The sequence below is a fragment of the Serratia sp. TSA_198.1 genome, assembly GCF_052686505.1.
Map to the genome: position 1 here is coordinate 599,490 of NZ_JBQZFP010000002.1, position 24,838 is coordinate 624,327.

A 24,838-nucleotide genomic window follows, 5' to 3' on the forward strand; every position below is an offset into this window, starting at 1 on the left:
GCCTAAAGATGAATGAAGTTAATGAGATTGCACGGCTTCGCTTTCATGCCAGGCGCTCAGGACACGTCTCGAAATCCACGACATCACGCCAAACAGCGCAATACCGGTGAGTGAAATGAGCAGCAGAGCGGCAAACATCAGAGGGATATCCAGCTGATATCCTGCCTGCAATATCTGGTAGGCCAGACCGGTATTATTGCCGCCGGTACCGGCAACAAATTCAGCGACCACGGCACCTATCAGCGACAGGCCGCTGGAAATGCGCAGCGCGCCGAAAAAATACGGCAGGGCAGAAGGAATGCGCAGGCGGATGAGAGTCTGCAGGCGGCTGGCGTGGTTCAGTTGAAAATAGCTCAGCAGGCCCGGCGACACGCTGCGAAGCCCCTGAGTGGTATTGGAAATAATCGGGAACACCGCCATCAGCGTAGAACACACCACCAGCGACAGCGTGGTGTCTTTGACCCAGATGATGATCAGCGGCGCGATGGCTACAATCGGCGTCACTTGCAGGAACACGATGTACGGGAACAGCGCGGTTTCAACAAAGCGATTCTGCACCAGCACGAACGCCACGGCTGCACCGATGACAATCGACAGTAAAAATGAGATCAGGGTGATTTTCAGCGTGAACAGCAGCGACATCGTCAGCGAACCGAAATGGGTCCACAGACTTTGCAGCATCACCACCGGCGACGGCACCAGAAACTGGGGGATTTTGAAATAGCTCACCCATCCCTGCCATAGCAGGATCACCACCACCGCGACCACGGCCGGATAAAGCACTTTGCGAAACGTGGGGTTATTGATCCACGGAGAAGCTTTTTGAGTTTGCATACCGTTACTCCATACCCGATTGGCTGGCTTGCAGCAGGCTGTCCTGCAACTGCTTCGCATAGCGTGAAAATGCCGGACTGACGCGGAAATCTTCGCTGCGCGGAAAGGGTTCGGTGATGGCGATATCTTCCACCACCCGCCCCGGACGTGCGGCCATCATGATCACCCGCTGAGACAGAAATACCGCTTCGTGGATCGAGTGGGTGACGAACACCACCGTCAGCCCCTGTTCCCGCCACAGGCGCAGCAGGTCACTGTCGAGTTTGTTGCGGGTGATTTCGTCGAGCGCGCCGAAAGGTTCATCCATCAGCAACAGCTTCGGGCGCGTCACCAGCCCGCGGGCAATCGAAACTCGCATCTGCATGCCGCCTGACAGTTCGCGTGGCAGGACGTTGGCAAATTTGCCAAGCCCCACCAATTCCAGCGCCTCACTGACGCGGGTATTGGCTTCGGCACGCGGTACGCCCGCCAGATCCAGCGGCAGACGGACGTTATTGTGCACAGTGCTCCACGGCATCAGCGTGGCCTCCTGAAACACAAAAGACAGCGGCACCTGTGCCTTTTCGCGACGGTCGCGCCGCCACAGCACCAGCTTGCCGTCGCTGGGTTCCACCAGACCGGCGACCATTTTTAACAGCGTACTTTTGCCACAGCCCGACGGGCCGAGCAGGGTGACGAATTCGCCCTGATTGATGGTCAGATTGACCGGCAGAAGGGCGCGGGTGCCGTTGCTGTAAATTTTCTCCGCCGACAATACTTCGATAGCCGGAACCGGCGGAGGATTGGCTGAGCGGACCTCGCTCATCACGGTCAGTTTCGGGGCTGAATTCATGGCATGACCTTCGCGTCTTTGATCATATCGAGGGTATAGGTCTGCTTAAACGGCACTTTCTCCGCGTCGATCAGTTTGTTTTTCACCAGCATGTCCCAGGTCTTTTTCAGACGCGGCTCAGTGATGATGCCGATACCCCCTGTTTGCGCGTCGCCGCCGGTCACCAGCGCATACTTCTTCATCTGCGCGATGCCGAAGGCAATCTGGTCGGCGCCCATACGCGGATTGTCTTTGGTGATAAGCTGGTTGCCTGCGGTCGGATCCTGCAAATAGGCTTTCCAGCCCTGCATGGACGCTTTCACGAACGCCGCCACCGCCGCCGGGCGTTTTTTGACGGTGTCGGCCATGCAGATAATCGAGTTGCCGTACGGCGGGTAACCCCAGTCGCTGAGCATGTAGACGTAGAACGGTTTGCCGCCTTTTTCGATCGAGAAAGGCTCGGAAGTCACATAACCCTGCTGCACCAGATTATTGTCCGCGAGGAACGGCTGCACGCTGAAGGTGTACGGACGGATTTTGGCGCTCGCCAGCCCCAGTTCACTCTTCGCCCACGGCCAGAAAGAGGTGTAAGCCTCGGTCGCCAGCAGGAAGGTTTTGTCTTTCAGCTCCTGTCCTTTCTCCACTTTGTCATGGCTGATAAACACCGTCGGCGAATGCTGGAACACCGTCGCCACGGTCACCGCATGCACGCCAGCCTGCCAGGTTTCCAGCGCCTGACCGTTGTCGCCGAGCGTACAATCAGCCTGACCGGCGGCCATCAGTTGCATCACGTTAACCTGCGGGCCGCCCATTTTGATGCTGACATCCAGCCCGGCGTTTTTGTACAACCCTTTGGCCTGCGCTTCGTAAAATCCGCCATGCTCCGCCTGCGCGTACCAGTTGGTCAGGAAGGTAAATTTCTCTTCCGCCATGCTGGTGGTGGAAACCCCGGCCAGCAGCAGGGCCGGCAGGGTGTAAGTCGGTAAACGCCGTATTTTCATCGTAAAAATTCCTTTATTTAGAGACAAAAGAAGACGAAGGAGGAGTGAAGCTGGTTTGTACAAAACCGTTCCAGTGGTGTTTGCCCCAGGTCGGTTCGCTGCGGACTTCCCATTCCATGAGGTGAATTTCAGTGATGGCCTGCGCCCAGCTTGCCGCCAGCGAATCGAGGATCGCGTGGCCCTGTTCGGCGGTCGCACCGGTCGGATCGCCGATGACGCCACTCGGACCAAAATCGTAGGAAACCCAGGCAGCGGCAGGGCGGCTTGATGACAGTGTCGGGCATGGGAATTCCGGCGGGTAATTGGCGACTGCGTGCTCGATGTGGACGCATTCCGGTGCCAGTGCCAGCATCACCGCCGTTTCGCTGTGACCGGCGTGCATCGCCATTTTTTGCTCTTGCGCGCTCAGGAACTGGTTTTCGACATTAGGCACGCGGAATACGTCGTGCGGGATCATGATCATGTCGCCGTGACGCAGACGCATTTCCCGCGATGCCATTTGCAGCACCTGCGGTTGTCCGCCGTGCCCGTTGATCATCAGCAGCTTGCGGAACCCGGCGCGGTACAGGGATTCGGCAATTTCCAACACAGTTTGCAGCAGCGTGTCGCCGGTTAAGGTCAGCGTGCCGGGGAAATTCAGATGCTCGTCAGATTTGCCGTAAGTGATAGGCGGAATACCGTAGGCCGGAATGTCTTTTGAAAGCCGCGCCAGCGCGTGACCCGCCACGCCGGAGGAGATCACGCTGTCCACCGAACACGGCAGATGCGGGCCGTGTTGCTCAATCGCGCCGGTCGGCAATACGATCACGGTGTTGGCCTTGTCGGGCAAGGCAGCGATGGCCGTCCAGCTAAGGAAAGGAAGAAAACGTTCTGCGGGAATATAGCCGTTAATCATGCTGTGCCTCGTGGTCGGACATTATTGGGTTAAGCGGGATTGCGGTAACCAGGCGGTAGCTTCCACTTCAATCAGCACCTCGGCGCAGGGCAACATTTCACTGACCTGAACCACGGTAGAAACCGGCGGTTGCCCGGCATAAAAAAGCTTTCTGACCCGGCTGTAATACGGGAAGTGATCGAGATTGCGAAAGTACTGCACCAGCTTGATCACATCGCTCATCTGCCCGCCGGCCTCTTCGATGGTGTGGCGGATACTTTCGAGCACATACCAGCTTTGGGCGAGGATCGGCCCCTGTTTGGCGTCGGTGGAGAATTCGCCGGTTTCGCCCAGCAGCAGACGTGCTTCGGCGGGGATATCCTGAAAACCGCGCACTATTGTCGCGCTCTGCGGATTGACGGGAATAATGCCAGAGAGAAAAACGAAATCACCGGCACGACGCCAGGGGGCATATTTGGCGAGCGGTTTACCCGCTCCGGCTTCAAGACTCATGGGATAACTCCTGATTCCAGGTGCGTTGGTGGGCCAGCCTGCCGTGGTGGAAAACCAGACGGGCTGCGCTGTTTAAAGGCCAGGTCAGGCTGTCGCTGCCTGGAAAGAGAATCAGACTGGCATCGCTGCCGGGTGCGAGCGGCAGGCCGGGCTGCGCCTCACCGGTCAGCGCGGCGACATCGCAGATAAGTCGCGACTGCCGATCAAAAACGTTATCCAGCTGAAGTGCGAACAGGGCGCAGGCCAACGTATCCAGCGGGTCATAACTGCCAGCCGGACAAAAAGCGTCCTGCACGTTGTCGCAGCCGAGCAGCACCGGAATGCCCGCCGTCTGCGCCTCTTTCAGCAGGGTGATCCCCCGCTGGCGTGGCGTGCGGTGGGTGGCAGCGTCCTGCAACAGCAGGTTGGTCATCGGCAGCGCAATCAGCGTGACGCGCTGTGCCGCCAGCAAACTCAGCACCTCCTGCGCCTGTTGTTCACTGCCGGAGGCCAGTGCGCAGCCGTGGCTGCAACAGATGTGGCCGCTGAATTTATTTTCTGAAAGGTAATGCGCCAGCCAGCTCAGGCCCTGTGCCACCGGCGAAAGCTCCTCGTCGATATGCAAATCCAGATTCAGTTGCCAGTGCGAGGCGCTGCGCATCAGGTTGGTCATCGCTGCCGGATCCCAGTTTGACGAGTGGATAAATCCGCCCAGCAGGCAGTGGTTTCCGCTTAGCGCAACCGCCTGGGCGATGCGGTCAGCCGCTTCGGCATCCGCGAAGAAGCTTAGCGGGGCCAGTGCGACCCGCTCCAGCGTGACGCCCGGTTGCGTGATATTGGCCAGTTCCGTCCAGGCCAGCGGCGGAGTGACATCGAACCAGTCAATATGGGTGCGCAAGCGGGTCACGCCGTTGGCAGCTGCCCATGCCATTCCCTGTCTGGCACGCTGATGAAGATCTGCCGTGGTCCAGTGCCGGCGATCCTGATGCATTGTTTCGATAGCGGCCAGCAGACCAGGCTTTGACGGACGGCTGCGGCCGATGGTGAAGGTTTTATCGAGATGCGCATGAGGTTCGGTCAGCCCCGGCAGCGCCAGCGCGCCGTGTGCGTCCCACAAATCATCTTGTCCTGGTTGACAAGGCGTCACCGAGGCAATTTTGCCTGCATCAAAGCGCAGATCTGCCGTCACCGGTTCGCCTGTATGCACAGGCCACCCGGCAGGAAGCAGCCACGCGGGGAGGCGAACGTTGGCAATGCCGCCAAGCGGTGAGGCGGGGGTTGGAAAGTTCATCTTGAGTCTCCGCGTTGGCATTACAGGTCGAGGACCAGAACGGGACTTTTGGAGCGCGAACAGCACAGCGTAATCTGCGTGTTCTCCGCTTTCTCTTCTTCTGTCAGCACACAGTCCCGGTGGTCGGGAATACCGTCGATGACATCAGTGATACACGAGCCGCAAATACCCTGTTCGCACGACAGCATAATATCGACTTTGGCGCTTAATAAGACTTCTGCAATGCTCTGGTTCGGGCCGACTAAATAACGTTTCCCGGTGGAGTTCAGCTGAATATGAAATTCCTGGTCGTCGGTGTCATTGTTTATATTCGCATTGCTGAACCGCTCAAAAGATAATTGATTTTTCTGCCAGTGGTGCGTTTGCATAATGTCTTCAAGGCGCTGAATAAATCCGTCCGGACCACAGGCCATCACCCGCGTATTTTCATCCGGCTGACGCAAACTCAGCGGCGTGTTGTGTCGCAGGGAATCGTTTGCGCCGCTGTCATGCAAAAAGACGTGTTTTGCCAGCGCGGGCGCATTCAGACGCGGTGTAAACGCCGCTTTATCCCGGTCTGCAATGTAGTAATGCAGTTCAAATTCAATTTCTTGCTGCGCCATTTGTTCCGCCATCGTCAGCAGAGGCGTGATGCCAATCCCGCCGGCAAACAGCAGATAACGACCGGCCAATGGCAGCGGAAAATGATTACGTGGCATCGAGATGCTCAGCTTGTCGCCAGCGCTGAAATGATGATGAATAAAGTGCGATCCGCCAGTGGAGTTTTCCGCCAGTTTTACGCAGATCTCATAATATTCTCCGCCGTTGTTTTCGGTGCAGAGGGAATATTGGCGAGGGCCCAGTTCAGGAATGAAAACGTCAACGTGCGCACCGGGTAAATAGGCAGGTAATAATCTGCCTTGTTGCGCAATAAGTTGCAGTGAAATATTCCCTTTACCATTTTCACCGATCGCCTTGATCGTGACAGGAATCAATCCGGCATCTTTCATCGTCATTTACCGTATTCATTTTGATGAGCCATTCATAAAAGGGAGTTTCAACCTATTCACCGCATAACCCGCTGTCATCCGGCCTGAAACAGCGCAGGGCGGGCTTTAAGAGCGATGAAACGATTGTTCCCGTTGCAATGAAAGCTACGTTATTGTTATAAAACTGTTGCGTCCAGCGCTTTGATTCGCACATCCCGTTGCATAAAAGAGAGCACTCCACCATGTTCGCATTCTCCCGGTTTCTGCTGTATTTCACTGAGGTTGCCCGCCAGGGTTCGTTTCGCAAGGCGTCCGAAACCCTGCATGTCGCCGCTTCGTCAATTGACCGGCAGATCCTGCGGGTGGAAAAAGAACTGGCGATGCCGCTGTTTGAACGGCACCCCACCGGGCTGCGGCTGACCGCCGCGGGCGAGCTGTTATTGCACTCGGCCAACAACTGGAAAAAGGATTTCTCCCGCGTCTGCGAGCAACTCGACGACCTGCGCGGTTTGCGGCGCGGGCACGTGCGGATTGCCACCATCGACGCCATCAACCGGCAGTTTTTCTCGGCGATGCTCAGGAAGGTGCATGCCGACTACCCGAATATCTCCTTCACGCTGACCACCATGAACAACGTGGATATTCAGCAGGCGCTAATATCCGGCGATGCCGACTTCGGGCTGATGCTGAATCCGCAAAGTTCGCGTGAGTTGCAGGTGCGCGCCTTTGCAGAAATCGAGCTGGGGATTGTGGTGCCGAAAGGGCATCCGCTCGGCGGCAGAAGCGGCGTGCGTTTCAACCAGTGCATGGAATATCCGTTTATCCTGCCTGCTGCGCCGCTGATGCTGGCCGAACCCGTCCAGGCGCTGATGAATATCAACGGCGACATGATTAACGAAGTTGCGGTATCCAATAACATCCACATGATCCGCTCGCTGATAAAAGAGAAAATGGGCATCGGTATTCTGTGCTGGCTCGACATCATGGATGAGGTGGAAAGCGATGAGCTGCAATTTATTCCGCTGACCGATCCGCAGTTAAAAACCTTCACGCTTTCGTTGTGCGTCGCCCCTGCAAGACAGCTTTCACTGGCCGCCTCGATGATGCTCAAACAGCTTGAGATGTTGTTCAGCCAGATCCAGACGCCGGGACATGACCGGCACTGATTTGCACTGTTCTGGTGCTCAATGCCCTGTCATGAATCAAAGGTTGCAGAGCCTGAGGCGATAAATTCCCCGATAAAGCGCATGGAAAGCGCATCCGTGAAGTTGGCATCTTTCTTGTATAGCCAAGAGTGAGTAGAAGCGGTCAGTGCAGGCAGCTGCGCGGGACATTGCTCAGCAACCATTTCGCGGTTCATTTTGAGCCGGTCAGGGGGGCTGAGCCGCATTCGCTCATCCTCCCTCCGGCGATGATTAGGAGAGGAGCAATGAAGTCTATTTCCCGCATTCCCCTGTCTTGCTGCGTGCTGAGCGCGCTGATTCCAGCAGCATTTTCACTGGCAGTACATGCTGATGAGAAAATTGCATTGCTGACATCCTGGTACGCGCAGGCGGAGCAGGGCGGATATTATCAGGCGCTGGCGACAGGCATTTACAAGCGTTACGGGCTGGATGTCAGCATTCAGTCCGGTGGCCCGCAGGTCAACGGCATGCAGTTGCTGCTGGCAAAGCGCGCCGACGTGATTATCGGTTATGATCTCCAGCTACTCGAATCAGTGCAACGCGGTTTTCAGGCCAAAGCCATCGCAGCCCCTTTCCAGTTCGATCCGCAGGGTTTGCTGACGCATGATTCAGTCACTTCCCTCGACGGTCTGAAAGACAAAACCATTTTAGTCTCCAGCTCCGGGCAATCGACCTGGTGGCCGTGGCTGAAGGCCCGCTATCAGCTCAGCGATTCGCAGGTTCGTCCTTACACCTTCAACATCCAGCCCTTTGTGGCTGACGACAATGTGGCGCAGCAAGCCTATGTCAGTTCTGAAGTTTTTCAGGCGCAAAAGGCCGGCGTGAAATCGAATTTCTTCCTCTTTTCGGAGCACGGCTATCCCCCTTACGGCGGAATTCTAATTACCCGTCCGGACCTTATCAGCAGCCGGAACGAGGCGATGGCTAAGTTTGTACAGGCGTCGATGGAAGGCTGGGTGAGTTATCTGCACAATCCGGCGGCGGGCAACACGCTGATCAAAAAGGACAATCCGAAAATGACGGACGACCTGTTGGCCTGGGGCGTTCAGCAAATCAAAGAGCATCATCTGATCGACGGCGGCGATGCGGCGACGAAGGGCTGGGGCACCATGACGGAAGCCCGCTGGCAGAAAACCCGTGATTTCATGGTGAACGCCAAACTGCTGAACGCGGATACCGACTGGAAGCAGGCGTATACCACCGAATTTGTCGACCAAATGCAGGTTAAACCCTGAGGAGCGTTGCGATGTCATCTGACTCTTTACTGATTAAAAATGCGCACGCGATCCTGACCGGCTTGCCGGGAGACGCGGCGCGCCACGCCGGGCCGGATATTCGTGTGCGTGAGGGTGTCATTGAGGCGATCGGTTCCCTGACGGCAATGCCCGACGAGCGGCTGATCGATGCCCGCGATTGCGTGGTCTATCCCGCCTGGGTTAATACGCACCATCATCTGTTTCAGTCATTGTTAAAAGGTGAACCTCAGGGGCTGAACAAAAGCCTGACCGCGTGGTTAAGTGCCACGCCTTATCGCTTTCGCGCCACGTTCGATGCATCCACCTTTCGCCTCGCGGTGCGTATCGGCCTGACCGAACTGCTGCGTTCCGGCTGCGCCACTGTGGCGGATCACAACTACCTTTACTGGCCGGATATGCCGTTCGATACCTCGGAAATCCTTTTCAGCGAAGGGGAAGCGCTGGGAATGCGCATTGTGCTTTGCCGGGGTGGTGCAACGCAGGGTAGGACGATTGAGAAAGATGTGCCGCAGGCACTGCGCCCAGAAAACTTCGATGATTACATGGCGGATATGGAGCGGTTGGTTGGCCGTTATCACGATCCGAAACCGACGTCGCTGCGCCGCGTGGTGATGGCACCGACCACCTTGCTGCATTCTGCGCCGGGTGCGCAGTTGCGCGAAATGGCGAAACTGGCACGCAGTTTGGGCATCCGGCTGCACAGCCATCTGTCGGAAACCGTGGATTATCTCGATGCGGCCCGCGCCAAATTTGACATGACGCCGGTGCAGTTTTGCGCGGAACACGACTGGTTGGGGGACGACGTATGGTTTGCGCATCTGGTGAAACTGCTGCCGCAGGAAATCACGATGCTGGGCCAAACCCGCACCGGCATTGCGCACTGTCCGCAAAGTAACGGGCGTCTGGGCAGCGGTATCGCCGACTTGCTGGCGCTGGAACAGGCGGGTGTGCCGGTTTCACTGGGCGTAGACGGTGCGGCATCGAACGAAGCCGCTGATATGCAAAGTGAAGCGCATGCCGCATGGCTTTTGCAGCGCGCCCGAAAAGGCATGCTGGCGAAACCGCGCTATGACGGCGGCACTTTTGAAGGCGGCGGCGATGCAGCATCCATCGAAGACGTGGTGCGTTGGGGCAGCGCAGGCGGGGCGCAGATCCTCGGCCTGCAACAAAGCGGCACCGTGCAGGTGGGCATGCTGGCAGATATCGCCATTTACCGGTTGGATGACCCGCGCTACTTCGGCCTGCATGACATGGCGATCGGCCCGGTGGCCTGCGGGGGGCGCGCGTCGCTGAAGGCGCTGATGGTCAAGGGCCGCGTTATCGTCGAAAACGATGTCATCCCCGGTCTCGACCTGGACACCATGCGCCATGAGGCGATGTCCGCCGTCCGTACCCTGCAACAGCGAGCTGCGCGCTAACCCTATGGGTTAAGAAGGATAAGAAAAATGACTCAATCTACTCAAACAAAAGGCTATGCATTGCAGGAACTGGAAAAAGAAGCGGGAATGGGCGCAATGGGTGAAGAGACGTTTACCCGTGAAGTGCGTTGCATAGACTTGTCAGATTTCGAAAACCGTAAAAGTGAGATTGCCGACGAGCTCTGGAGTGCAGCCGTGGAAATTGGCTTCTTCCAGGTCAGCAATCACGGCATTGCGCTGAGCGATATCCGTCAGGCGTTCAGCATGACAGAAGATTTCTTCTCGCTGCCCGACGAGATAAAAGCGCAATATCCGCTGGCTCGTAACGCCGGCTGGGAGAATAAGTCTCAGGTGCGCCCGTCAACCAGAACGCCGGACCAGAAAGAGTCTTACCAGATCACCCGTCCGCTGATGCAGTCGCTGTGGCCGAGTGAACAGGAACTGCCGGCGTTTAAACAGACCATGCTGGGCTTTGAATCCCAGTGCTGGCAGTTGGGCATGAAATTGCTTTCCTGTTTTGCGCTCAAACTGGGCTTCCCTGAGCACTTTTTCGAACAGGCACATAATCCGGACCAGCAAACCTACCAGAGTACGCTGCGCATGCTGCACTACTATGCCACTGAACAGTCGGAGCAGGGGATGTGGCGCGCGGGTGCGCATACGGATTTCGACTGCCTGACGCTGCTTTTCCAGCGTCCAGGTCAGGGCGGATTGCAGGTTTGTCCGGGTAAGGATCGCGAAAGCCAGCAGTGGACCAGCATCGAACCGCGTGAAGACGTGATCACCTGCAATATCGGCGACATGCTGATGCGCTGGAGCGACGATCGGCTGCCGTCAAATTTCCATCGTGTCAGAAGCCCGCTGCCCGGCGAATATCAGGGTGCGCGCTACAGCCTGGCATTTTTCTGCCAGGCTAACAAAGACGTCGAAATTCTGGGGCCGCAGGCGAAATATCCGGCCATCAGCGCCGAAGACTATCTGCAACAGCGCATTCAGGCGAACTTTGCGAAAGGATAAAGAGAGCTGAAAAGCAAAAAGCCCGCTCAGGTTTCCCTGAGCGGGCTTTTCTAATATGGCTCCTCTGACTGGACTCGAACCAGTGACATACGGATTAACAGTCCGCCGTTCTACCGACTGAACTACAGAGGAATTGTGTGAACGGCCGCAATCTTAACGGGGTGTCGGCGGCATGTCAAAGGCGGATTACACATTCTGTGACTGTTTGCTTACAGAATGCGCAACCCGTTGAGCTTTTGGCAGATTTATCCTGTCCTACCTCAGGCTGCCTCTGCGTTCATGCCCCGAATCGATGGCGGGCGCAGAGAAATGAATGGGTTGCCTTCAATCTTGCACGATGAGCCGAATAACCGCTTAATCCTCGGTTTTGGCGCGGTAAACCCGCTGTGGGCGGCCAACCTTGCCGTAAAGGATCTCGGCGCGGAGCTGCCGGGCGGCGGTGGAAAACTCCAGATAACGGCGCGCGGTGGTGCGGCTTAGCCCCATGATTTTCGCCACGCTTTCGGCGGTGTGGCTGGCCAAAGGTTGGGCGAACAGGGTGCGTACTTTTTCCAGCGTGAGTTCATCGATACCCGCCGGCAAGGCCGCCTGTTGTTCACCGCGCGAATAGGTATTGAACATCTCGTCAATACGGCGCTGGTTAAGGCGCGCGTTATCTTTCAGCGCCAGGCGCCGCTGGCTGAAGCGCCGCAGGGTAGCGGCCAACCTATCGTAGGCCAGGGGTTTGATCAGGTAATCGAACACCCCGCAACGTAGCGCTTCGGCTACCGTATCCCTATCGCTGGCGGCGGTGATAAACACGATACCGCCCGTGTAGCCGCTCAGGGTCAACTCGCGCAGCAGTTCAACGCCCTGGCCGTCGGGCAGGAAGTTGTCCAGCAGGATCAGATCCGGTCTGAACCGCTCCACCATCATGCGCGCCTGCCCCAGCGTGCCGGCCAACCAGATTTGCCGGCCGCCGCCGTTCTGCTTGATGAACTCCGCATGCATCTCAGCCAGCGGTGTTTCATCTTCGACGATAAGAATATTTAGCCATTCCATAATTAAACCCATACTTGCAATAAAGATGCAAAATCAATGTAAGTTAATCGTGTCTTAAAATAAACGTCGCCTTATGAATAAACACCATAAAAATAATTAAGTAAATAAAAAACATTAAACAACTTATTACCGATTGAGTGTTTGTGAAATAGGTCAATAATTCGCGTTTTTTTTCTGTTTACCATAGCTTCATTAAATAAATTTATCGCCATTTTTAATTTCAACTTTATGGTTTTAAAGGTTTTATCTCTGCTTGTTAATGTTAATTAAAATGGTTTTTTGTTATTTATTGGTTATTCCAGAGAGACAATTATGTTAGGCGGTGCCGTATTTAATCGGGTGAAAAGATCAGATCATAAAGATATTGCACAGATTAATGCTTTTCTGCGCAGTAACGATTTGAATATTGATACTACGGTGGAAATTTTTATTACCGTGACCCAGGACGATAAGTTGGTCGCCTGCGGCGGCATAGCAGAGAATATTATCAAATGCGTCGCCATCAGCCCGAAAATGCGTGGCGAAGGGCTGGCGCTTACGCTGGCGACCGAACTGGTGAACCTGGCCTATGAACGTCATTACACCCAACTGTTTATCTACACCAAACTGCAAAATGAGCCGTTGTTCCGCCAGTGCGGCTTCTACCCGATAGCCCGCGTGCCGGGCATCGTGGTGCTGATGGAAAACAGCCCATGCCGCCTGAAACGCTACGCGGCCCAGTTGGCGGGCCAGCGGCGGCCAGGCAAGCGCATCGGCAGCATCGTGATGAATGCCAATCCTTTTACCCGCGGCCATCAATATCTGGTGCGCCAGGCGGCGGCGAAATGCGACTGGCTGCACCTGTTTCTGGTGAAAGAAGACACCTCGCGTTTCAGCTATGAGGATCGGCGGCGGCTGGTGCTGGCGGGCACTGCCGATATCGCCAACCTGAAGGTACACGAAGGATCGCAATACGTCATATCCCGCGCCACGTTCCCTTGTTATTTCATTAAAGATCAGGGTATTGCCGATGACTGTTACACCGAAATCGATCTGAAGATCTTTCGGCAGTATTTGGCACCCGCGCTGGGCATTACCCACCGTTTTGTCGGCAACGAGCCGTTCTGCGCGGTCACGGCCAAGTACAACCGCGATATGCGCTATTGGCTGGAAACGCCGGAACTGCCCAGCCCGCCGATCGCCCTGGTGGAAATTGAGCGTTTGCAATATCAGGGCACGGCGATCTCCGCCTCCTGGGTGCGCAAGCTGCTGGCGGCGGGTGATTTTCACGCCGCCGCGCCGTTGGTACCGCCAGACACCCTTTATTACCTGCAAGATTTGCAAACGCAGCGCCGGGCCAAACCGGCGGCCAAACCCTTTGGTTTACTGCCCAAGCCCGTTATTAGGGAGAGCGTGCCGAAGGGGTCGTAACGGCTTTGGCCGTCGGAGCGCCCCTCGGTGCGCTAGGCCCGGGTATCTCGGGCGTGAAGACCATTTTGTGATTAAACCCTTTGTATCCGCACAATCAGGTGAACGATGAAAATTATCCGAGAAGCAATGGCCGGCACGCTGGAATCCAGCGATGTCATGGTGCGCATCGCGCCCGCCGAGGGGCCGGAGCACGATCTGCTGATCGCCAGCAGCGTGGAAAAACAGTTCGGCCAAGCCATCCGCCACACCTTGCTCGAGGTGCTGCAGCGTTATCAGGTGGAGCCGGTACAGGTGATGGTGGACGACAAAGGCGCGCTCGACTGCGTGCTGCGCGCCCGGTTGGAAACCGCACTGATGCGCGCCAGCGACAATGGTCAACTGCCGTGGGGGGCCTGTGATGAAAACGCTGAATAAACACCGCGTGCGCCGCAGCATGCTGTTCGTTCCCGGTGCCAATGCGGCCATGGTGAGCAACGCCTTTATCTATCAGGCCGATGCACTGATGTTCGATCTGGAAGACTCGGTGATCCTGCGTGAAAAAGACGCGGCGCGGCGGTTGGTGTACCACGCGCTGCAACATCCTTTGTACCGGGAAGTGGAAACCATAGTGCGGGTCAACGCGCTGGATTCCGCCTACGGGCTGGCGGATCTCCAGGCGGTGGTGCGCGGCGGGGCGGATATCGTGCGCCTGCCGAAAACCGACAGCGCGCAGGACGTCGTGGAGATGGAACGCGAGATAGCCGCCATCGAAGCCGACTGCGGCCGCCCGGTCGGCAGCACCGGCCTGCTGGCGGCGATTGAATCGGCGGCGGGCATCACCCACGCGGTGGCGATTGCCCATGCCTCGCCGCGCCTGATCGGCATTGCTCTGGGCGCGGAAGACTACGTGCGCAACCTGCGCACCGAGCGTTCGCCGGAGGGTATCGAACTGCTGTTTGCGCGCTGCTCGCTGTTGCAGGCGGCGCGGGCCGCCGGCATTCAGGCGTTCGATACCGTTTATTCCGACGCCAACAACGAAGCCGGATTCCTCCAGGAAGCGGCGCTGATCAAACAGCTCGGTTTCGACGGCAAATCCCTGATCAATCCCCGGCAGATCGAATTGCTGCACAACCTGTATGCGCCGACCGCCAAAGAGGTGGCCCATGCCCAGCGCGTGGTGGACGCCGCCGCAGCGGCAGAGCAGGAAGGGCGCGGGGTGGTGTCGCTCAACGGCAAAATGGTCGACAGCCCGGTGATTGAACGCGCCCGGCTGGTCTTGCAACGCGCAGCGCTTTCCGGCATCCGAGAAGAGCCGGTTCAGCAGGGAGAAGAAGCATAATGAAACGTCAACAACGACTGATGCCCTTGAACATCCTGGCGGACCTGCGTTGCTATCAGGATGCCTCCAAGGCCAATCAACAGGCCCGCAAACCGCGTGATGCTAAACGCTGTGACTCGCTGGAACAGGCGGTGCACCGCAGTGGGTTACAGGACGGCATGACCATCTCCTTCCACCATGCGTTTCGCGGCGGTGATCTGGCGCTGAATCAGGTGATGGAGACGCTGGCGGCGATGGGGTTCCGCAACCTGACGCTGGCCTCAAGCTCGCTAAGCGAATGTCACGCGCCGCTGGTCGACCACATTCGTCACGGGGTCGTGAGCCGCCTCTACACGTCGGGCCTGCGCGGTCCGTTGGCGGAAGCGATCTCGCGCGGCCTGCTGGCCGAACCGGTACAAATCCATTCCCACGGTGGCCGGGTCAACCTGATCGAGTCCGGCGAGTTGAAGATTGACGTTGCCTTCCTCGGCGTACCGGCCTGCGATGATTTCGGCAATGCCAACGGTTACAGCGGCGAAGCCTGCTGCGGCTCGCTCGGCTATGCCAAAGTGGATGCCGACGCGGCGGGCACCGTGGTGTTGTTAACCGAATCGATAGTGCCTTATCCGCATCATCCGGCCAGCCTGGCGCAGGATCGGGTGGATCTGATCGTACAACTGCCGCGGGTGGGGGACGCCGACAAGATCGGTGCCGACGCCACGCGCATGACCTCCAACCCGCGTGAGCTGCTGATTGCTCGCCGCGCCGCCGAGGTGATTGCCGGGTCCGGCTATTTTACCGAAGGTTTCTCGCTGCAAACCGGCACCGGCGGCGCTTCGTTGGCGGTGACGCGTTTTCTGGAAGACAAAATGCGTGCACGCGGTATTCGCGCCGGTTTCGCCCTTGGCGGCATCACCTCGACCATGGTGGATCTGCATGAAAAAGGGCTGATCGGCCGGCTGATGGACGTGCAGAGCTTTGACCGCGTGGCGGCGATGTCTTTGGCGCGCAATCCCAACCACATTGAGATCAGTGCCAACCAGTACGCCAACTTCAGCTCGAAGGGGGCCACGGTCGACAGGCTCGACGTGGTGGTGCTGAGCGCGCTGGAGATCGACACCGATTTTAACGTCAACGTGCTGACCGGCTCCGATGGCGTGCTGCGCGGCGCTTCCGGCGGGCACTGCGACACCGCGGCGGCGGCGCGGCTGGCGATCATCGTGGCGCCGCTGGTGCGCGGGCGAATTCCGACGCTGGTGGAGCAGGTGACCACCTGCGTGACCCCGGGTTTCAGCATCGACATTTTGGTTACCGATCACGGTATTGCCGTCAACCCGACACGCCCGGAGCTGGCGCAGCGGTTGCAGGAGGCCGGTTTGCCGGTGGTCGATATCGACTGGCTGCGCCGCCGCGCGTTGCTGCTGACCGGCGAGCCCGAGCCGATCGCCTTTACCGATAAGGTGGTGGCGGTGGTGCGTTACCGCGACGGTTCGGTGATCGACGTGGTGCATCAGGTGGCGGAGTAACTCTATGGCTTACGTTGCCCCCGAACTGGCTGCCAACCGCGCCGTAAGCCTGCCGGAGCTGCTCACCAGCCGCGATTGCCGCCAGGCGCGCCAACAGGCATGGCTGGCGCGCCATCAATCCACGCTGTTGGTGTTGACGCTGGTGGTGCCCGGTGCGCGAAAAGACAGCGCGTTGACGCGCAACATCTTCAACCTCGGCTGGCAGGCGCTGCAACAGCTATGGCGCGAGCAAGGTTGGCGCTGTCTGCAGGCCGAAACTCTGGCGCTCGCCACCGGCTGCGAAGGCTTTCTGGCATTGCAGGCCGATGCCCGGCGGGTGAAGGACTGCGCCATGCAGTTAGAGGTGCAACAGCCGATTGGCCGGCTGTGGGATATCGACGTGCTGGATACCCAGGGGCGTATTTTGTCGCGGCGCGATCTGGGGCTGGCGGAACGTCGCTGCCTGTTGTGCGGCCAGCCGGCCAAACTGTGCGCCCGCCAACGGCGGCACGACAGCGAACAGCTGCTGCAGCAAATGGAAAGGATGCTCAATGATGCGCTCTCAGCCCGTTAAGCCTGCCAGGCGTGCGCCGCAAACGGCGGCACAGGATTTCGCCCGCACCGCCTACCGCGCACTGCTGGTGGAAGTAAACCTCACGCCCAAACCGGGGCTGGTGGATCGCCATAACAACGGTGCTCACCGGGATATGAACCTCGGCCACTTTTATCGCAGTGCCCGCGCCATCGGCATTTGGCTGCCGCGTTTTATCCAGCAGGGTTGCGACGATGCCGCGCGCCCGGCCGACGAACAGCTGTTGCGGCTGCGCCCGCTGGGCCTGGCCTGCGAAAACCATATGTTCCAGGCCACCGGCGGCGTCAACACCCATAAAGGCAGCGTGTTTTCCCTCGGCCTGCTGTGCGCCGCTTTTGGCCGCCGTTATCAGCAGCAAAAGAAGATCGATGCCGCAACGCTGTGCGCCGAGGTGGCGGCCATGTGTCGTGGGCTGGTGGCCCGCGAGCTGCAAACCCGCAACGCATTGCAGACCGCCGGCCAGCGCTTGTTTGCCGAACATGGCCTGAGCGGCGCACGCGGCGAGGCGGAGTCCGGCTTTGAGCGCGTGATCAATGGCGCGCTGCCGTTCTACCGACAACGGCTGAAGGCGGGCTGCGATGAGCAGACGGCGCTGATGGACAGCCTGCTGTGGCTGATGGCCCACAACCAGGACACCAACGTCGCTTCGCGCGGCGGCCTGGCCGGGTTGCGCTGGTTGCAGCGGCGTGCCGACGGTCTGTTGGCGCAGGGCGGGGCGCAGGGCGCACGGGGCAGACAACGCCTGCGGCAGTTCGACGCCGACTGCATCCTTCGCCACCTCAGCCCTGGCGGCAGCGCCGATCTGTTGATCGTCACCTGGCTGCTGGCGCAATTACCGAACTAAAAACAATAACCCTTCTTCAGGAGAGTCTTATGTCTCAAACCCAGGAAAAAATCTGGAAAGCGATAGTACCGCTGCTGGTGCTCGCGATCCTGCTGTTGATACCCACGCCCGACGGCATGCCGCCGCAGGCCTGGCGCTATTTCGCCATCTTTGTGGCGATGATTGTCGGCATGATCCTGGAGCCGATCCCGGCTACCGCCATCAGCTTTATCGCCGTGACGCTCAGCGTGCTCAGCGCCAACTGGGTGCTGTTTGGCGCGCAGGAACTGGCGGAACCGGGTTTCAAGGCCGGTAAAGAGGCGTTGAAGTGGGGGCTGGCGGGCTTCTCCAGCACCACCGTCTGGCTGGTCTTCGGCGCGTTCATCTTTGCGCTGGGCTACGAGGCCACCGGGCTTGGGCGGCGTATCGCGTTGTTCCTGGTGAAGTTTATGGGCAAGCGTACCCTGACGCTCGGCTACGCGGTGGTGATCATCGATATCCTGCTGGCGCCGTTTACCCCGTCCAACACCGCACGCACCGGCGGCACGGTGTTCCCGGTGGTGAAAAACCTGCCGCCGCTGTTTGACTCGTTCCCCAACGACCCTTCGTCGCGGCGTATTGGCGGCTACCTGATGTGGATGATGGTGGTCGGCACCAGCATCAGCTCGTCGATGTTCGTCACCGGCGCGGCACCCAACGTGTTGGGGATTGAGTTTGTCGGCAAAATCGCCGGGGTGCACATCAGCTGGATGCAGTGGTTCCTGGCCTTCCTGCCGGTCGGGCTGTTGCTGCTGATTGTCGCGCCGTTGATTTCCTATTACCTGTACAAACCGGGCGTGACCCACAGCAGCGAAGTGGCTGCCTGGGCCAACACCGCGCTGGGTGAAATGGGCAAGCTGACGCGCAAGGAGTGGACCTTGATTGGCCTGGTGCTGTTCAGCCTGAGCCTGTGGGTGTTCGGCGGCAAGTTGTTGGATGCCACCACGGTCTGCCTGCTGGCGGTCTCGCTGATGCTGGCGCTGCACGTGGTGTCGTGGAAGGACATCACCAAATACTCCAGCGCCTGGAACACGCTGGTTAACCTGGCGACGTTGGTGGTGATGGCCAACGGCCTGACGCGCTCCGGCTTTATCGACTGGTTCGCCCAGACCATGAGCACCCACCTGGACGGCTTCTCGCCGAACATGACGGTGGTGGCGCTGGTGCTGGTGTTCTACTTCGCCCACTACCTGTTCGCCAGCCTGTCGGCGCATACCGCCACCCTGCTGCCGGTGATCCTGGCGGTCGGCAAAGGGCTGCCTGGCGTGCCGTTAGAGCAACTTTCGATGCTGCTGGTGTTGTCGATCGGCATCATGGGCGTGCTGACGCCGTACGCCACCGGGCCGGGGGTGATTATCTACGGCTGCGGCTACGTGAAATCGAAAGATTACTGGCGGATGGGCGGCATTCTCGGCGTGGTGTATATCGCCGCGCTGCTGTTGATCGGCTGGCCTATCCTGCGTTTGTGGTATTGAGTTGCCTGCGGCCATCTCTCGATGGCCGCTTGTCGGATCCTCTCCCCGTGATACTCGTCACACACTTCACCGGATAACCTCTCCATCATAGCGAGGCGAAAGCTAACATATTCAAAATAATCACTTTCCTGGAGCCTCTGCGGATGAGAAGAAAAACGTTATTGCTGTGCTTGCCCTTATTGTTGACCGGGAATGCCCTGGCGGACACCAACGACTATCAGCTGGAACAGGTGCTGCTGATGAGCCGCCACAACCTGCGTGCGCCGCTGGCCAATAACGGCAGCGTGCTGGCGCAATCTACCCCTAAAGCCTGGCCGGCCTGGGATACGCCGGGTGGCCTGTTGACCACCAAGGGCGGGGTGCTGGAAGTGTATATGGGCCATTATTTCAACGAGTGGCTCAAGCAGACCGGCGTATTGCCGCAGGAAGGCTGCCCGACCGCCGGCAGCGTTTACGTTTACGCCAACAGCCTGCAACGCACGGTCGCGACCGCGCAGTTCTTTACCAACGGCGCGTTCCCCGGCTGCGACATCAGCGTGCACCACCAGGAAAAAATGGGGGAGATGGATCCCACCTTCAACCCGATCATCACCGACAACAGCGAAGCCTTCAATCAACAGGCGCTGGGGGCGATGAATACCGAACTGGCCTCGCTGAAGCTGGATGCCGCCTACAAACAACTGGCGAAAATCATCGATTACCAAGCGTCCAGCGCCTGTAAAACCGACAAGCACTGCGATCTGACCAAAGAAGCCAGCAAGATGAGCGCGGTGCCGGGCAAAGAGCCGGGCGTCGCCGGCCCGCTGCGGGTGGGGAACTCGCTGGTGGACGCCTTCATGCTGCAATATTACGAAGGCTTTCCGATGAAGGACGTGGCCTGGGGCAAAATCACCACGCCGCAGCAGTGGAAACAGCTGGCACAGTTGAAAGACGGTTACCAGGATTCGCTGTTCACCTCGCCGGTGGTGGCGCAGAACGTCGCCAAACCGCTGCTGACCTACATCAACGGCGCCTTGATTGGCGAACGCAAACCGGATGCGCCGAAGGTGACGGTGCTGGTGGGCCATGACTCCAACATCGCTTCGCTGCTGTCGGCGATGCGCTTCAAGCCTTATCAGCTGCCGCACCAGTATGAGAAAACGCCGATCGGCGGCAAACTGGTGTTCCAGCGCTGGCACGATAAGAAAAACGATCGCGACCTGCTGAAGATTGAGTACGTCTACCAGTCTGCGGACCAACTGCGCAATGCCAATCCGCTGACGCTGAAAACGCCGCCGCAGCGCGTGACGCTGGCGCTGGAAGGTTGCCCGGTGGATAAACAGGGTTTCTGTGCCTGGAGCGATTTCGAAAAAACCATGAAGGATATTCTGTAATCTCACCGTTCCTCTCCCTCCGGTTGGGGGGAGAGGAATAATCGTTGTTGCCGGTCCATCCGGCGTCTAAAATTAGCGGCCTGCACACTCACCCTGGACGACAAGTGTTCTCTTCTTTTATCCCCACCATCGAATGGCTGAACCTGGACGGTTATCCGGGGCAGGTCGCCCGTTGCCGCTTTTCCCTGGCGGACTATCAGGACCGCTGTTTCGGCGACGTCGGTATGGCGATCCCCGAGCATCTGGCGCGTGCGGTGCCAAAGCGGCGGGCGGAGTATCTGGCCGGGCGTTATCTGGCGCGGGCATTGCTGGCGCCGTTGGGGTTTGCCGATTTTACCTTGCCGAGGGGAGAAGACCGCGCGCCGCAGTGGCCGCAGGGAATTGCCGGGGCGCTCAGCCATAATGCGGATACCGCGCTGTGCGCGGTACATCGGGAAAGCGGGCTGGGTGGCGTGGGGCTGGACGTTGAAACGCTGATCCCGGCCGAACGAGCCGAAGAACTGTGGACCGCTATCATCGGCGAAGAAGAGTGCGCAATGCTGCGCCAGCGCCCGCAGGCGTTTAACCAACTGCTGACGATAGCGTTCTCCGCTAAAGAGAGCCTGTTCAAAACGCTGTACCCGCAGGTGGGTTGCTACTTTGATTTTCTCGATGCGCGTATGGTGGCGATAGATACGCGAGAGCGGACCTTTGAACTGGAACTGCTTAAGCCACTCACGGCGCATTGCCACGCCGGCCGCCGTTTTAGCGGGCGTTACTGGCATGAAAGTGACGATGTAACCACATTTATCTATTTATAAATCAATTAAATAATTCACGTGACGCCGTCACTTTATCTGTCGACGGCGCAACAGATGACGCGTACCTTCCGCCACCAACAACAGCACCGCCAGCCAGATCGGAATATAGGTCAGCCATTCGTCGCGGCCGATACTCTCGCCCAGCAACAGCGCCACCACCACCAACAGCACCGGCTCCACGTAGCTCAGCAGGCCAAACAGGCTGAACGGCAGCAGGCGGCTGGCCAGGATATAACACACCAGCGCGGAGGCACTGAGAATACCCAATAGCGGGATCTGCACATACAGCAGCGGATGAGTGGCCAATGCGGCCTGCGGCCCGTTTCCGCCAAAGGCGAACCAGCCGGCGACCGGCAGCATCAGCGCCAGTTCGCACCACAGCCCGCCAAGGTTATCGGTGCCGAAATGCCGACGCAGAATAAAGTAAACCGGATAACCCAGCGCCACCACCAGCGTCGCCCAGGAAACGCCGCCGACCTGATACAGCTCGTTGCCGACGCCGATAATGGCGCAACCCACCGCCAGCTTTTGCAGCAGCGACAGGCGATCGCGGAAAATCACTCGCCCCGCCAGCACCATGGTCAGCGGCAGCAGGAAATAACCGAGCGACACCTCCAGCGCCTTGCCGTGCAGCGGCGCCCACAGGAACAGCCACAGCTGAACCCCCAGCAGCGCGGAACTCAGCGGCAGAAACAGCAGGCGGCGCGGCCGCTGTTTGATCCAGCGCAGCGTCTCGCTGACCCGGCGCCAGTCGGCGGAAAAAATCATAAACAGCGTCAGAAACGGCACCGTCAGCAGGGTGCGCCAGCCGAAGACCTGTTCACCGTCGAGCGGGGCCAGCGTGGAGGTGTAGTAATACATCACGGCGAACAATACCGAGGCGACAACCGAAAGAACGATCCCTTTAATCACGTGCGATCCCTAAAGGTTATTGATTTTATTGCAGGTACTCTAGAGAAGTTTGGCGCGGACAACAATGGCGCGCATCACACTGGACAATCCTCGGTGGCGAGTTAAAATAATTACTGGGTATTCATACAGGCATTAAGCAATGACTCTCGATCTTTTCGAAGACGCCGTGCCACCGCCGTGGCGCGAGCAGATCGCTCCGGGCGCGGTGGTGATGCACGGTTTTGTGCGCGACCACGGGCCGGAACTGCTGGCGGCGGTGAAGGGGGTGATCGCGCAGGTGCCGTGGCGGCACATGACCACGCCGGGCGGCCATGTGATGTCGGTGGCGATGAGCTGGTGCGGCAACGGCTGGAGCAGCGACAGCCGCGGCTATCGTTACTCCGAGCGCGATTCGCGCAGCGGCAAACGTTGGCCGCCCATCCCGGCTATTTTTATGGCGCTGGCGGACGAAGCGGCGCAGCAGGCGGGCTTTGCGCCGTTCGTACCGGATTCATGCCTGATTAACCGCTACGATCCCGGCAGCAAGCTGTCGCTGCATCAGGATAAAGACGAACACGATTTTGGCTCACCGATCGTCTCGGTCTCCCTGGGATTACCGGCGGTGTTCCAGTTCGGCGGCATGCAGCGCAGTGATCGGGCCCAGCGCATTCCCCTGGCGCACGGCGACGTCGTGGTGTGGGGCGGCCCGTCGCGGCTGTGCTTTCACGGCATTATGCCGATCAAAGAGGGCTACCATTCGCTGGTGGGGCCGCACAGGATCAACATCACCCTACGCAAGGCGCTTTAGCTGCGGCTCTTTGGCCAGGCAGGCGACCAGATAATCGATAAACACCCGCAGTTTGGGCGGCAGATGCTGGTTGGGTGCATACAGCAGCCACAGGCCGCCGTGGTAGCTGCTGAGGAAATCCCACGCCGGCAGCACCTGCACCACTTCACCGCTGTCCAGCGCCTGCCGGGCGGTAAAGTAGGGCAGGCTGCCGATGCCGAGGTGCTGTTTCACCGCATCCAGCCGCACGCCGGTATGGTTGGCGGCATAGCGGCCGCGCACGTTCACCGTGATCGTTTTGCCGGCGCGACGGAATTTCCAGCGGGCGTCGTTGGGCGTTTCCCCCAGATAAATGCAGCTGTGCTGTGCCAAATCCTGCGGCTGCTGTGGCGTGCCATGCTGCGCCAGATACTCCGGCGTGGCGCACAACAGGTGTTCTATCGTCATCAACTGGCGGCCGATCAGCCCGGGTGACGGGCGATCGGTAATGCGTAACGCCAGATCGACCCGATCGTCAATCAGGTCCATATAGCGGTCTTCCAGCCGCAGACGCACGTCCACCTTGGGGTAGCGGCGCAAAAATGCCGGGATATGCGGGTGCAGCACGAAGCGGCCTACCGCTTTGGGGACGCTGACGCTGATCAAGCCTTCCGGTTCTACGGCGCCCTGGCCGCTGATTTCCATCACCGAATGTGCGGCGTCCAGCATGCTGCGGCAGCGCAGGAAGGCTTCTTCGCCCTGTTCGCTCAGGCGCAGCTTGCGGGTAGTGCGATGCAGCAGTTGCAGCGCCAGTGCCTGTTCGAGTTTCGCCACGCTGCGGCTGGTGGCCGAGGGCGAGGTGCCCAGCAGGCGGGCGGCGGCGGAGAAGCTGCCGCTTTCCACCACCTGAACGAAAACGGCCATTTCGGCCAGCAGGGAATGGGATAGATTTGTGCTCACAGCGCAAAGGTCCATTGTAAAGAAGACGGATTATCCTTTGATTATGGCATGAATATACTAGGCAGAGTTCTGTAACCAGGAGAAAGCCATGACCGAACGACTTTATTATTACAGCGACGAGCTACAGGGCGAAGCGCAGGTGTTGGCCTGCACCCCGGTCGAAGACGGCGGCTATGCCGTGGAGCTGAGCGCGACGCTGTTCCATCCGCAGGGCGGCGGGCAACAGGCCGATACCGGCGCTCTCGGCGCCATCCCGGTACTGCGCGTGGCGCAGCAGGGCGATAAGGTGCTGCATTTCACCGCCGAACCCGTGAGCGCCGGGCCGGTGAACCAACAGGTAGATGGCGAGCGGCGCCGGTTGCACGCCCGCTGGCATTCCGCCGGCCACCTGATTGGCTGGGTGGGGGAAAACCACGGCTGGCAACCGGTGAAGGCGCATCATTGGCCAGGAGAAGGGCGCATCACCTTTGCGCCGGGCGCAGACCCGCAAACGCTGGAACAAGGTGCCCTGCAGGCGGAACTGCAACGGCTGATCGCGGCCAATTTGCCGCGCAGGCAGTTGGACGTCGATGGCGTGCGTCAGGTGGGGTTCGGCGATCTGCCCGTTTACGGCTGCGGCGGCACCCACGTGGCCTCGCTGAGCGAGCTGGGCGCGGTGACCATCACGGCGGTGAAGATGAAAAAAGGGCAGTTGATTGTGCAGTATGAAATGGGCTGAGC

General features: G+C 58.9%; 26 protein-coding genes and 1 tRNA gene. 15 read left to right on the plus strand and 12 right to left on the minus strand.

What is annotated here, in order from left to right:
• Positions 1 to 18: 18 nt before the first annotated feature.
• From ACUTSW_RS14145 to ACUTSW_RS14175, 7 genes are all read right to left on the minus strand, one after another.
• Positions 19 to 834, minus strand: a complete 816-nt coding sequence (locus tag ACUTSW_RS14145) for an ABC transporter permease (RefSeq protein ID WP_062867981.1) — start codon at positions 832 to 834, stop codon at positions 19 to 21.
• Between the two features lie 4 nt (positions 835 to 838).
• Positions 839 to 1,666, minus strand: a complete 828-nt coding sequence (locus ACUTSW_RS14150; RefSeq protein ID WP_062867980.1) for an ABC transporter ATP-binding protein — start codon at positions 1,664 to 1,666, stop codon at positions 839 to 841.
• Complete coding sequence (locus ACUTSW_RS14155) at positions 1,663 to 2,577, minus strand: ABC transporter substrate-binding protein (protein ID WP_445584754.1); 915 nt, start codon at positions 2,575 to 2,577, stop codon at positions 1,663 to 1,665. The genes ACUTSW_RS14150 and ACUTSW_RS14155 overlap by 4 nt, the downstream gene beginning before the upstream one ends.
• Positions 2,578 to 2,659: 82 nt before the next feature.
• Positions 2,660 to 3,541 carry a creatininase family protein gene (locus ACUTSW_RS14160; protein WP_197930483.1) on the minus strand — a complete coding sequence of 294 codons (882 nt, stop codon included), beginning with the start codon at positions 3,539 to 3,541 and terminating at the stop codon, positions 2,660 to 2,662.
• A gap of 21 nt (positions 3,542 to 3,562) precedes the next feature.
• Positions 3,563 to 4,033 (minus strand): RidA family protein, encoded by a 471-nt coding sequence (locus tag ACUTSW_RS14165; protein ID WP_004946839.1) that lies wholly within the window; start codon positions 4,031 to 4,033, stop codon positions 3,563 to 3,565.
• Entirely contained in the window at positions 4,023 to 5,303 is a 1,281-nt protein-coding gene (locus ACUTSW_RS14170; RefSeq protein WP_445584690.1) for an amidohydrolase family protein, read from the minus strand. Before ACUTSW_RS14170 ends, ACUTSW_RS14165 begins: the two co-directional genes overlap by 11 nt.
• 20 nt (positions 5,304 to 5,323) lie before the next feature.
• Positions 5,324 to 6,298 (minus strand): PDR/VanB family oxidoreductase, encoded by a 975-nt coding sequence (locus ACUTSW_RS14175; protein WP_445584691.1) that lies wholly within the window; start codon positions 6,296 to 6,298, stop codon positions 5,324 to 5,326.
• Positions 6,299 to 6,513: 215 nt separating this feature from the next.
• Here ACUTSW_RS14175 and ACUTSW_RS14180 point away from each other — a divergent pair, with 215 nt between their 5' ends.
• On the plus strand, positions 6,514 to 7,437 hold the full coding sequence (locus tag ACUTSW_RS14180) for a LysR family transcriptional regulator (protein WP_062867975.1): 924 nt from the start codon (positions 6,514 to 6,516) through the stop codon (positions 7,435 to 7,437).
• 29 nt (positions 7,438 to 7,466) lie between these two features.
• Here ACUTSW_RS14180 and ACUTSW_RS14185 read toward each other — a convergent pair whose 3' ends face one another.
• Positions 7,467 to 7,661 (minus strand): hypothetical protein, encoded by a 195-nt coding sequence (locus ACUTSW_RS14185; RefSeq protein ID WP_197912495.1) that lies wholly within the window; start codon positions 7,659 to 7,661, stop codon positions 7,467 to 7,469.
• Positions 7,662 to 7,700: 39 nt separating this feature from the next.
• Here ACUTSW_RS14185 and ACUTSW_RS14190 point away from each other — a divergent pair, with 39 nt between their 5' ends.
• The 3 genes from ACUTSW_RS14190 to ACUTSW_RS14200 are packed head-to-tail and all read left to right on the plus strand — an operon-like array spanning position 7,701 to position 11,146.
• On the plus strand, positions 7,701 to 8,690 hold the full coding sequence (locus tag ACUTSW_RS14190; protein ID WP_197912496.1) for an ABC transporter substrate-binding protein: 990 nt from the start codon (positions 7,701 to 7,703) through the stop codon (positions 8,688 to 8,690).
• A gap of 11 nt (positions 8,691 to 8,701) precedes the next feature.
• Complete coding sequence (locus tag ACUTSW_RS14195; RefSeq protein WP_445584692.1) at positions 8,702 to 10,129, plus strand: amidohydrolase family protein; 1,428 nt, start codon at positions 8,702 to 8,704, stop codon at positions 10,127 to 10,129.
• Between the two features lie 27 nt (positions 10,130 to 10,156).
• Positions 10,157 to 11,146: an isopenicillin N synthase family dioxygenase gene (locus ACUTSW_RS14200; RefSeq protein ID WP_445584693.1), complete on the plus strand. Its 990-nt coding sequence runs from the start codon at positions 10,157 to 10,159 to the stop codon at positions 11,144 to 11,146.
• 56 nt (positions 11,147 to 11,202) lie between these two features.
• Here ACUTSW_RS14200 and ACUTSW_RS14205 read toward each other — a convergent pair.
• A tRNA-Asn gene (locus ACUTSW_RS14205) sits at positions 11,203 to 11,278 on the minus strand.
• A 222-nt stretch (positions 11,279 to 11,500) separates the two neighbouring features.
• Positions 11,501 to 12,187, minus strand: coding sequence for a two-component response regulator DpiA (gene dpiA / locus ACUTSW_RS14210; protein WP_445584694.1), 687 nt, complete (start codon positions 12,185 to 12,187; stop codon positions 11,501 to 11,503).
• 312 nt (positions 12,188 to 12,499) lie between these two features.
• Here dpiA and citC point away from each other — a divergent pair, with 312 nt between their 5' ends.
• The 9 genes from citC to ACUTSW_RS14255 all read left to right on the plus strand — a co-directional run bounded on the left by citC (position 12,500) and on the right by ACUTSW_RS14255 (position 21,501).
• The gene (citC, locus tag ACUTSW_RS14215; RefSeq protein WP_445584695.1) at positions 12,500 to 13,597 is read left to right on the plus strand and encodes a [citrate (pro-3S)-lyase] ligase; all 1,098 of its coding nucleotides are present in this window, start codon (positions 12,500 to 12,502) and stop codon (positions 13,595 to 13,597) included.
• 105 nt (positions 13,598 to 13,702) lie between these two features.
• Positions 13,703 to 14,011, plus strand: a complete 309-nt coding sequence (citD, locus tag ACUTSW_RS14220) for a citrate lyase acyl carrier protein (RefSeq protein WP_004946813.1) — start codon at positions 13,703 to 13,705, stop codon at positions 14,009 to 14,011.
• Complete coding sequence (gene citE, locus ACUTSW_RS14225) at positions 13,995 to 14,915, plus strand: citrate (pro-3S)-lyase subunit beta (RefSeq protein ID WP_020453896.1); 921 nt, start codon at positions 13,995 to 13,997, stop codon at positions 14,913 to 14,915. Before citD ends, citE begins: the two co-directional genes overlap by 17 nt.
• On the plus strand, positions 14,915 to 16,420 hold the full coding sequence (gene citF, locus ACUTSW_RS14230) for a citrate lyase subunit alpha (RefSeq protein WP_445584696.1): 1,506 nt from the start codon (positions 14,915 to 14,917) through the stop codon (positions 16,418 to 16,420). The genes citE and citF overlap by 1 nt, the downstream gene beginning before the upstream one ends.
• 4 nt (positions 16,421 to 16,424) lie before the next feature.
• The gene (citX, locus tag ACUTSW_RS14235) at positions 16,425 to 16,973 is read left to right on the plus strand and encodes a citrate lyase holo-[acyl-carrier protein] synthase (protein ID WP_062867967.1); all 549 of its coding nucleotides are present in this window, start codon (positions 16,425 to 16,427) and stop codon (positions 16,971 to 16,973) included.
• Positions 16,954 to 17,835: a triphosphoribosyl-dephospho-CoA synthase CitG gene (citG, locus tag ACUTSW_RS14240; RefSeq protein ID WP_445584755.1), complete on the plus strand. Its 882-nt coding sequence runs from the start codon at positions 16,954 to 16,956 to the stop codon at positions 17,833 to 17,835. The genes citX and citG overlap by 20 nt, the downstream gene beginning before the upstream one ends.
• A 29-nt stretch (positions 17,836 to 17,864) precedes the next feature.
• Positions 17,865 to 19,328, plus strand: coding sequence for an anion permease (locus ACUTSW_RS14245; RefSeq protein WP_062867966.1), 1,464 nt, complete (start codon positions 17,865 to 17,867; stop codon positions 19,326 to 19,328).
• A 143-nt stretch (positions 19,329 to 19,471) separates the two neighbouring features.
• The gene (gene agp / locus ACUTSW_RS14250; RefSeq protein ID WP_062867965.1) at positions 19,472 to 20,701 is read left to right on the plus strand and encodes a bifunctional glucose-1-phosphatase/inositol phosphatase; all 1,230 of its coding nucleotides are present in this window, start codon (positions 19,472 to 19,474) and stop codon (positions 20,699 to 20,701) included.
• 44 nt (positions 20,702 to 20,745) lie between these two features.
• Complete coding sequence (locus ACUTSW_RS14255) at positions 20,746 to 21,501, plus strand: 4'-phosphopantetheinyl transferase family protein (RefSeq protein WP_445584697.1); 756 nt, start codon at positions 20,746 to 20,748, stop codon at positions 21,499 to 21,501.
• Positions 21,502 to 21,528: 27 nt separating this feature from the next.
• On the opposite strand, the gene rarD is transcribed toward ACUTSW_RS14255, so the two are convergent.
• Entirely contained in the window at positions 21,529 to 22,413 is an 885-nt protein-coding gene (gene rarD, locus ACUTSW_RS14260) for an EamA family transporter RarD (RefSeq protein WP_004946787.1), read from the minus strand.
• 139 nt (positions 22,414 to 22,552) lie between these two features.
• Between rarD and alkB the strand changes: the two genes are divergently transcribed.
• Entirely contained in the window at positions 22,553 to 23,200 is a 648-nt protein-coding gene (alkB, locus tag ACUTSW_RS14265) for a DNA oxidative demethylase AlkB (RefSeq protein ID WP_004946782.1), read from the plus strand.
• Here the strand turns inward: alkB and ACUTSW_RS14270 are convergent.
• Positions 23,183 to 24,118, minus strand: coding sequence for a LysR family transcriptional regulator (locus ACUTSW_RS14270; protein ID WP_445584698.1), 936 nt, complete (start codon positions 24,116 to 24,118; stop codon positions 23,183 to 23,185). The genes alkB and ACUTSW_RS14270 overlap by 18 nt on opposite strands.
• 88 nt (positions 24,119 to 24,206) lie before the next feature.
• On the opposite strand from ACUTSW_RS14270, the gene ACUTSW_RS14275 reads away from it, so the two are divergent.
• Positions 24,207 to 24,836 carry a hypothetical protein gene (locus ACUTSW_RS14275; RefSeq protein WP_004946774.1) on the plus strand — a complete coding sequence of 210 codons (630 nt, stop codon included), beginning with the start codon at positions 24,207 to 24,209 and terminating at the stop codon, positions 24,834 to 24,836.
• Positions 24,837 to 24,838: the final 2 nt, after the last annotated feature.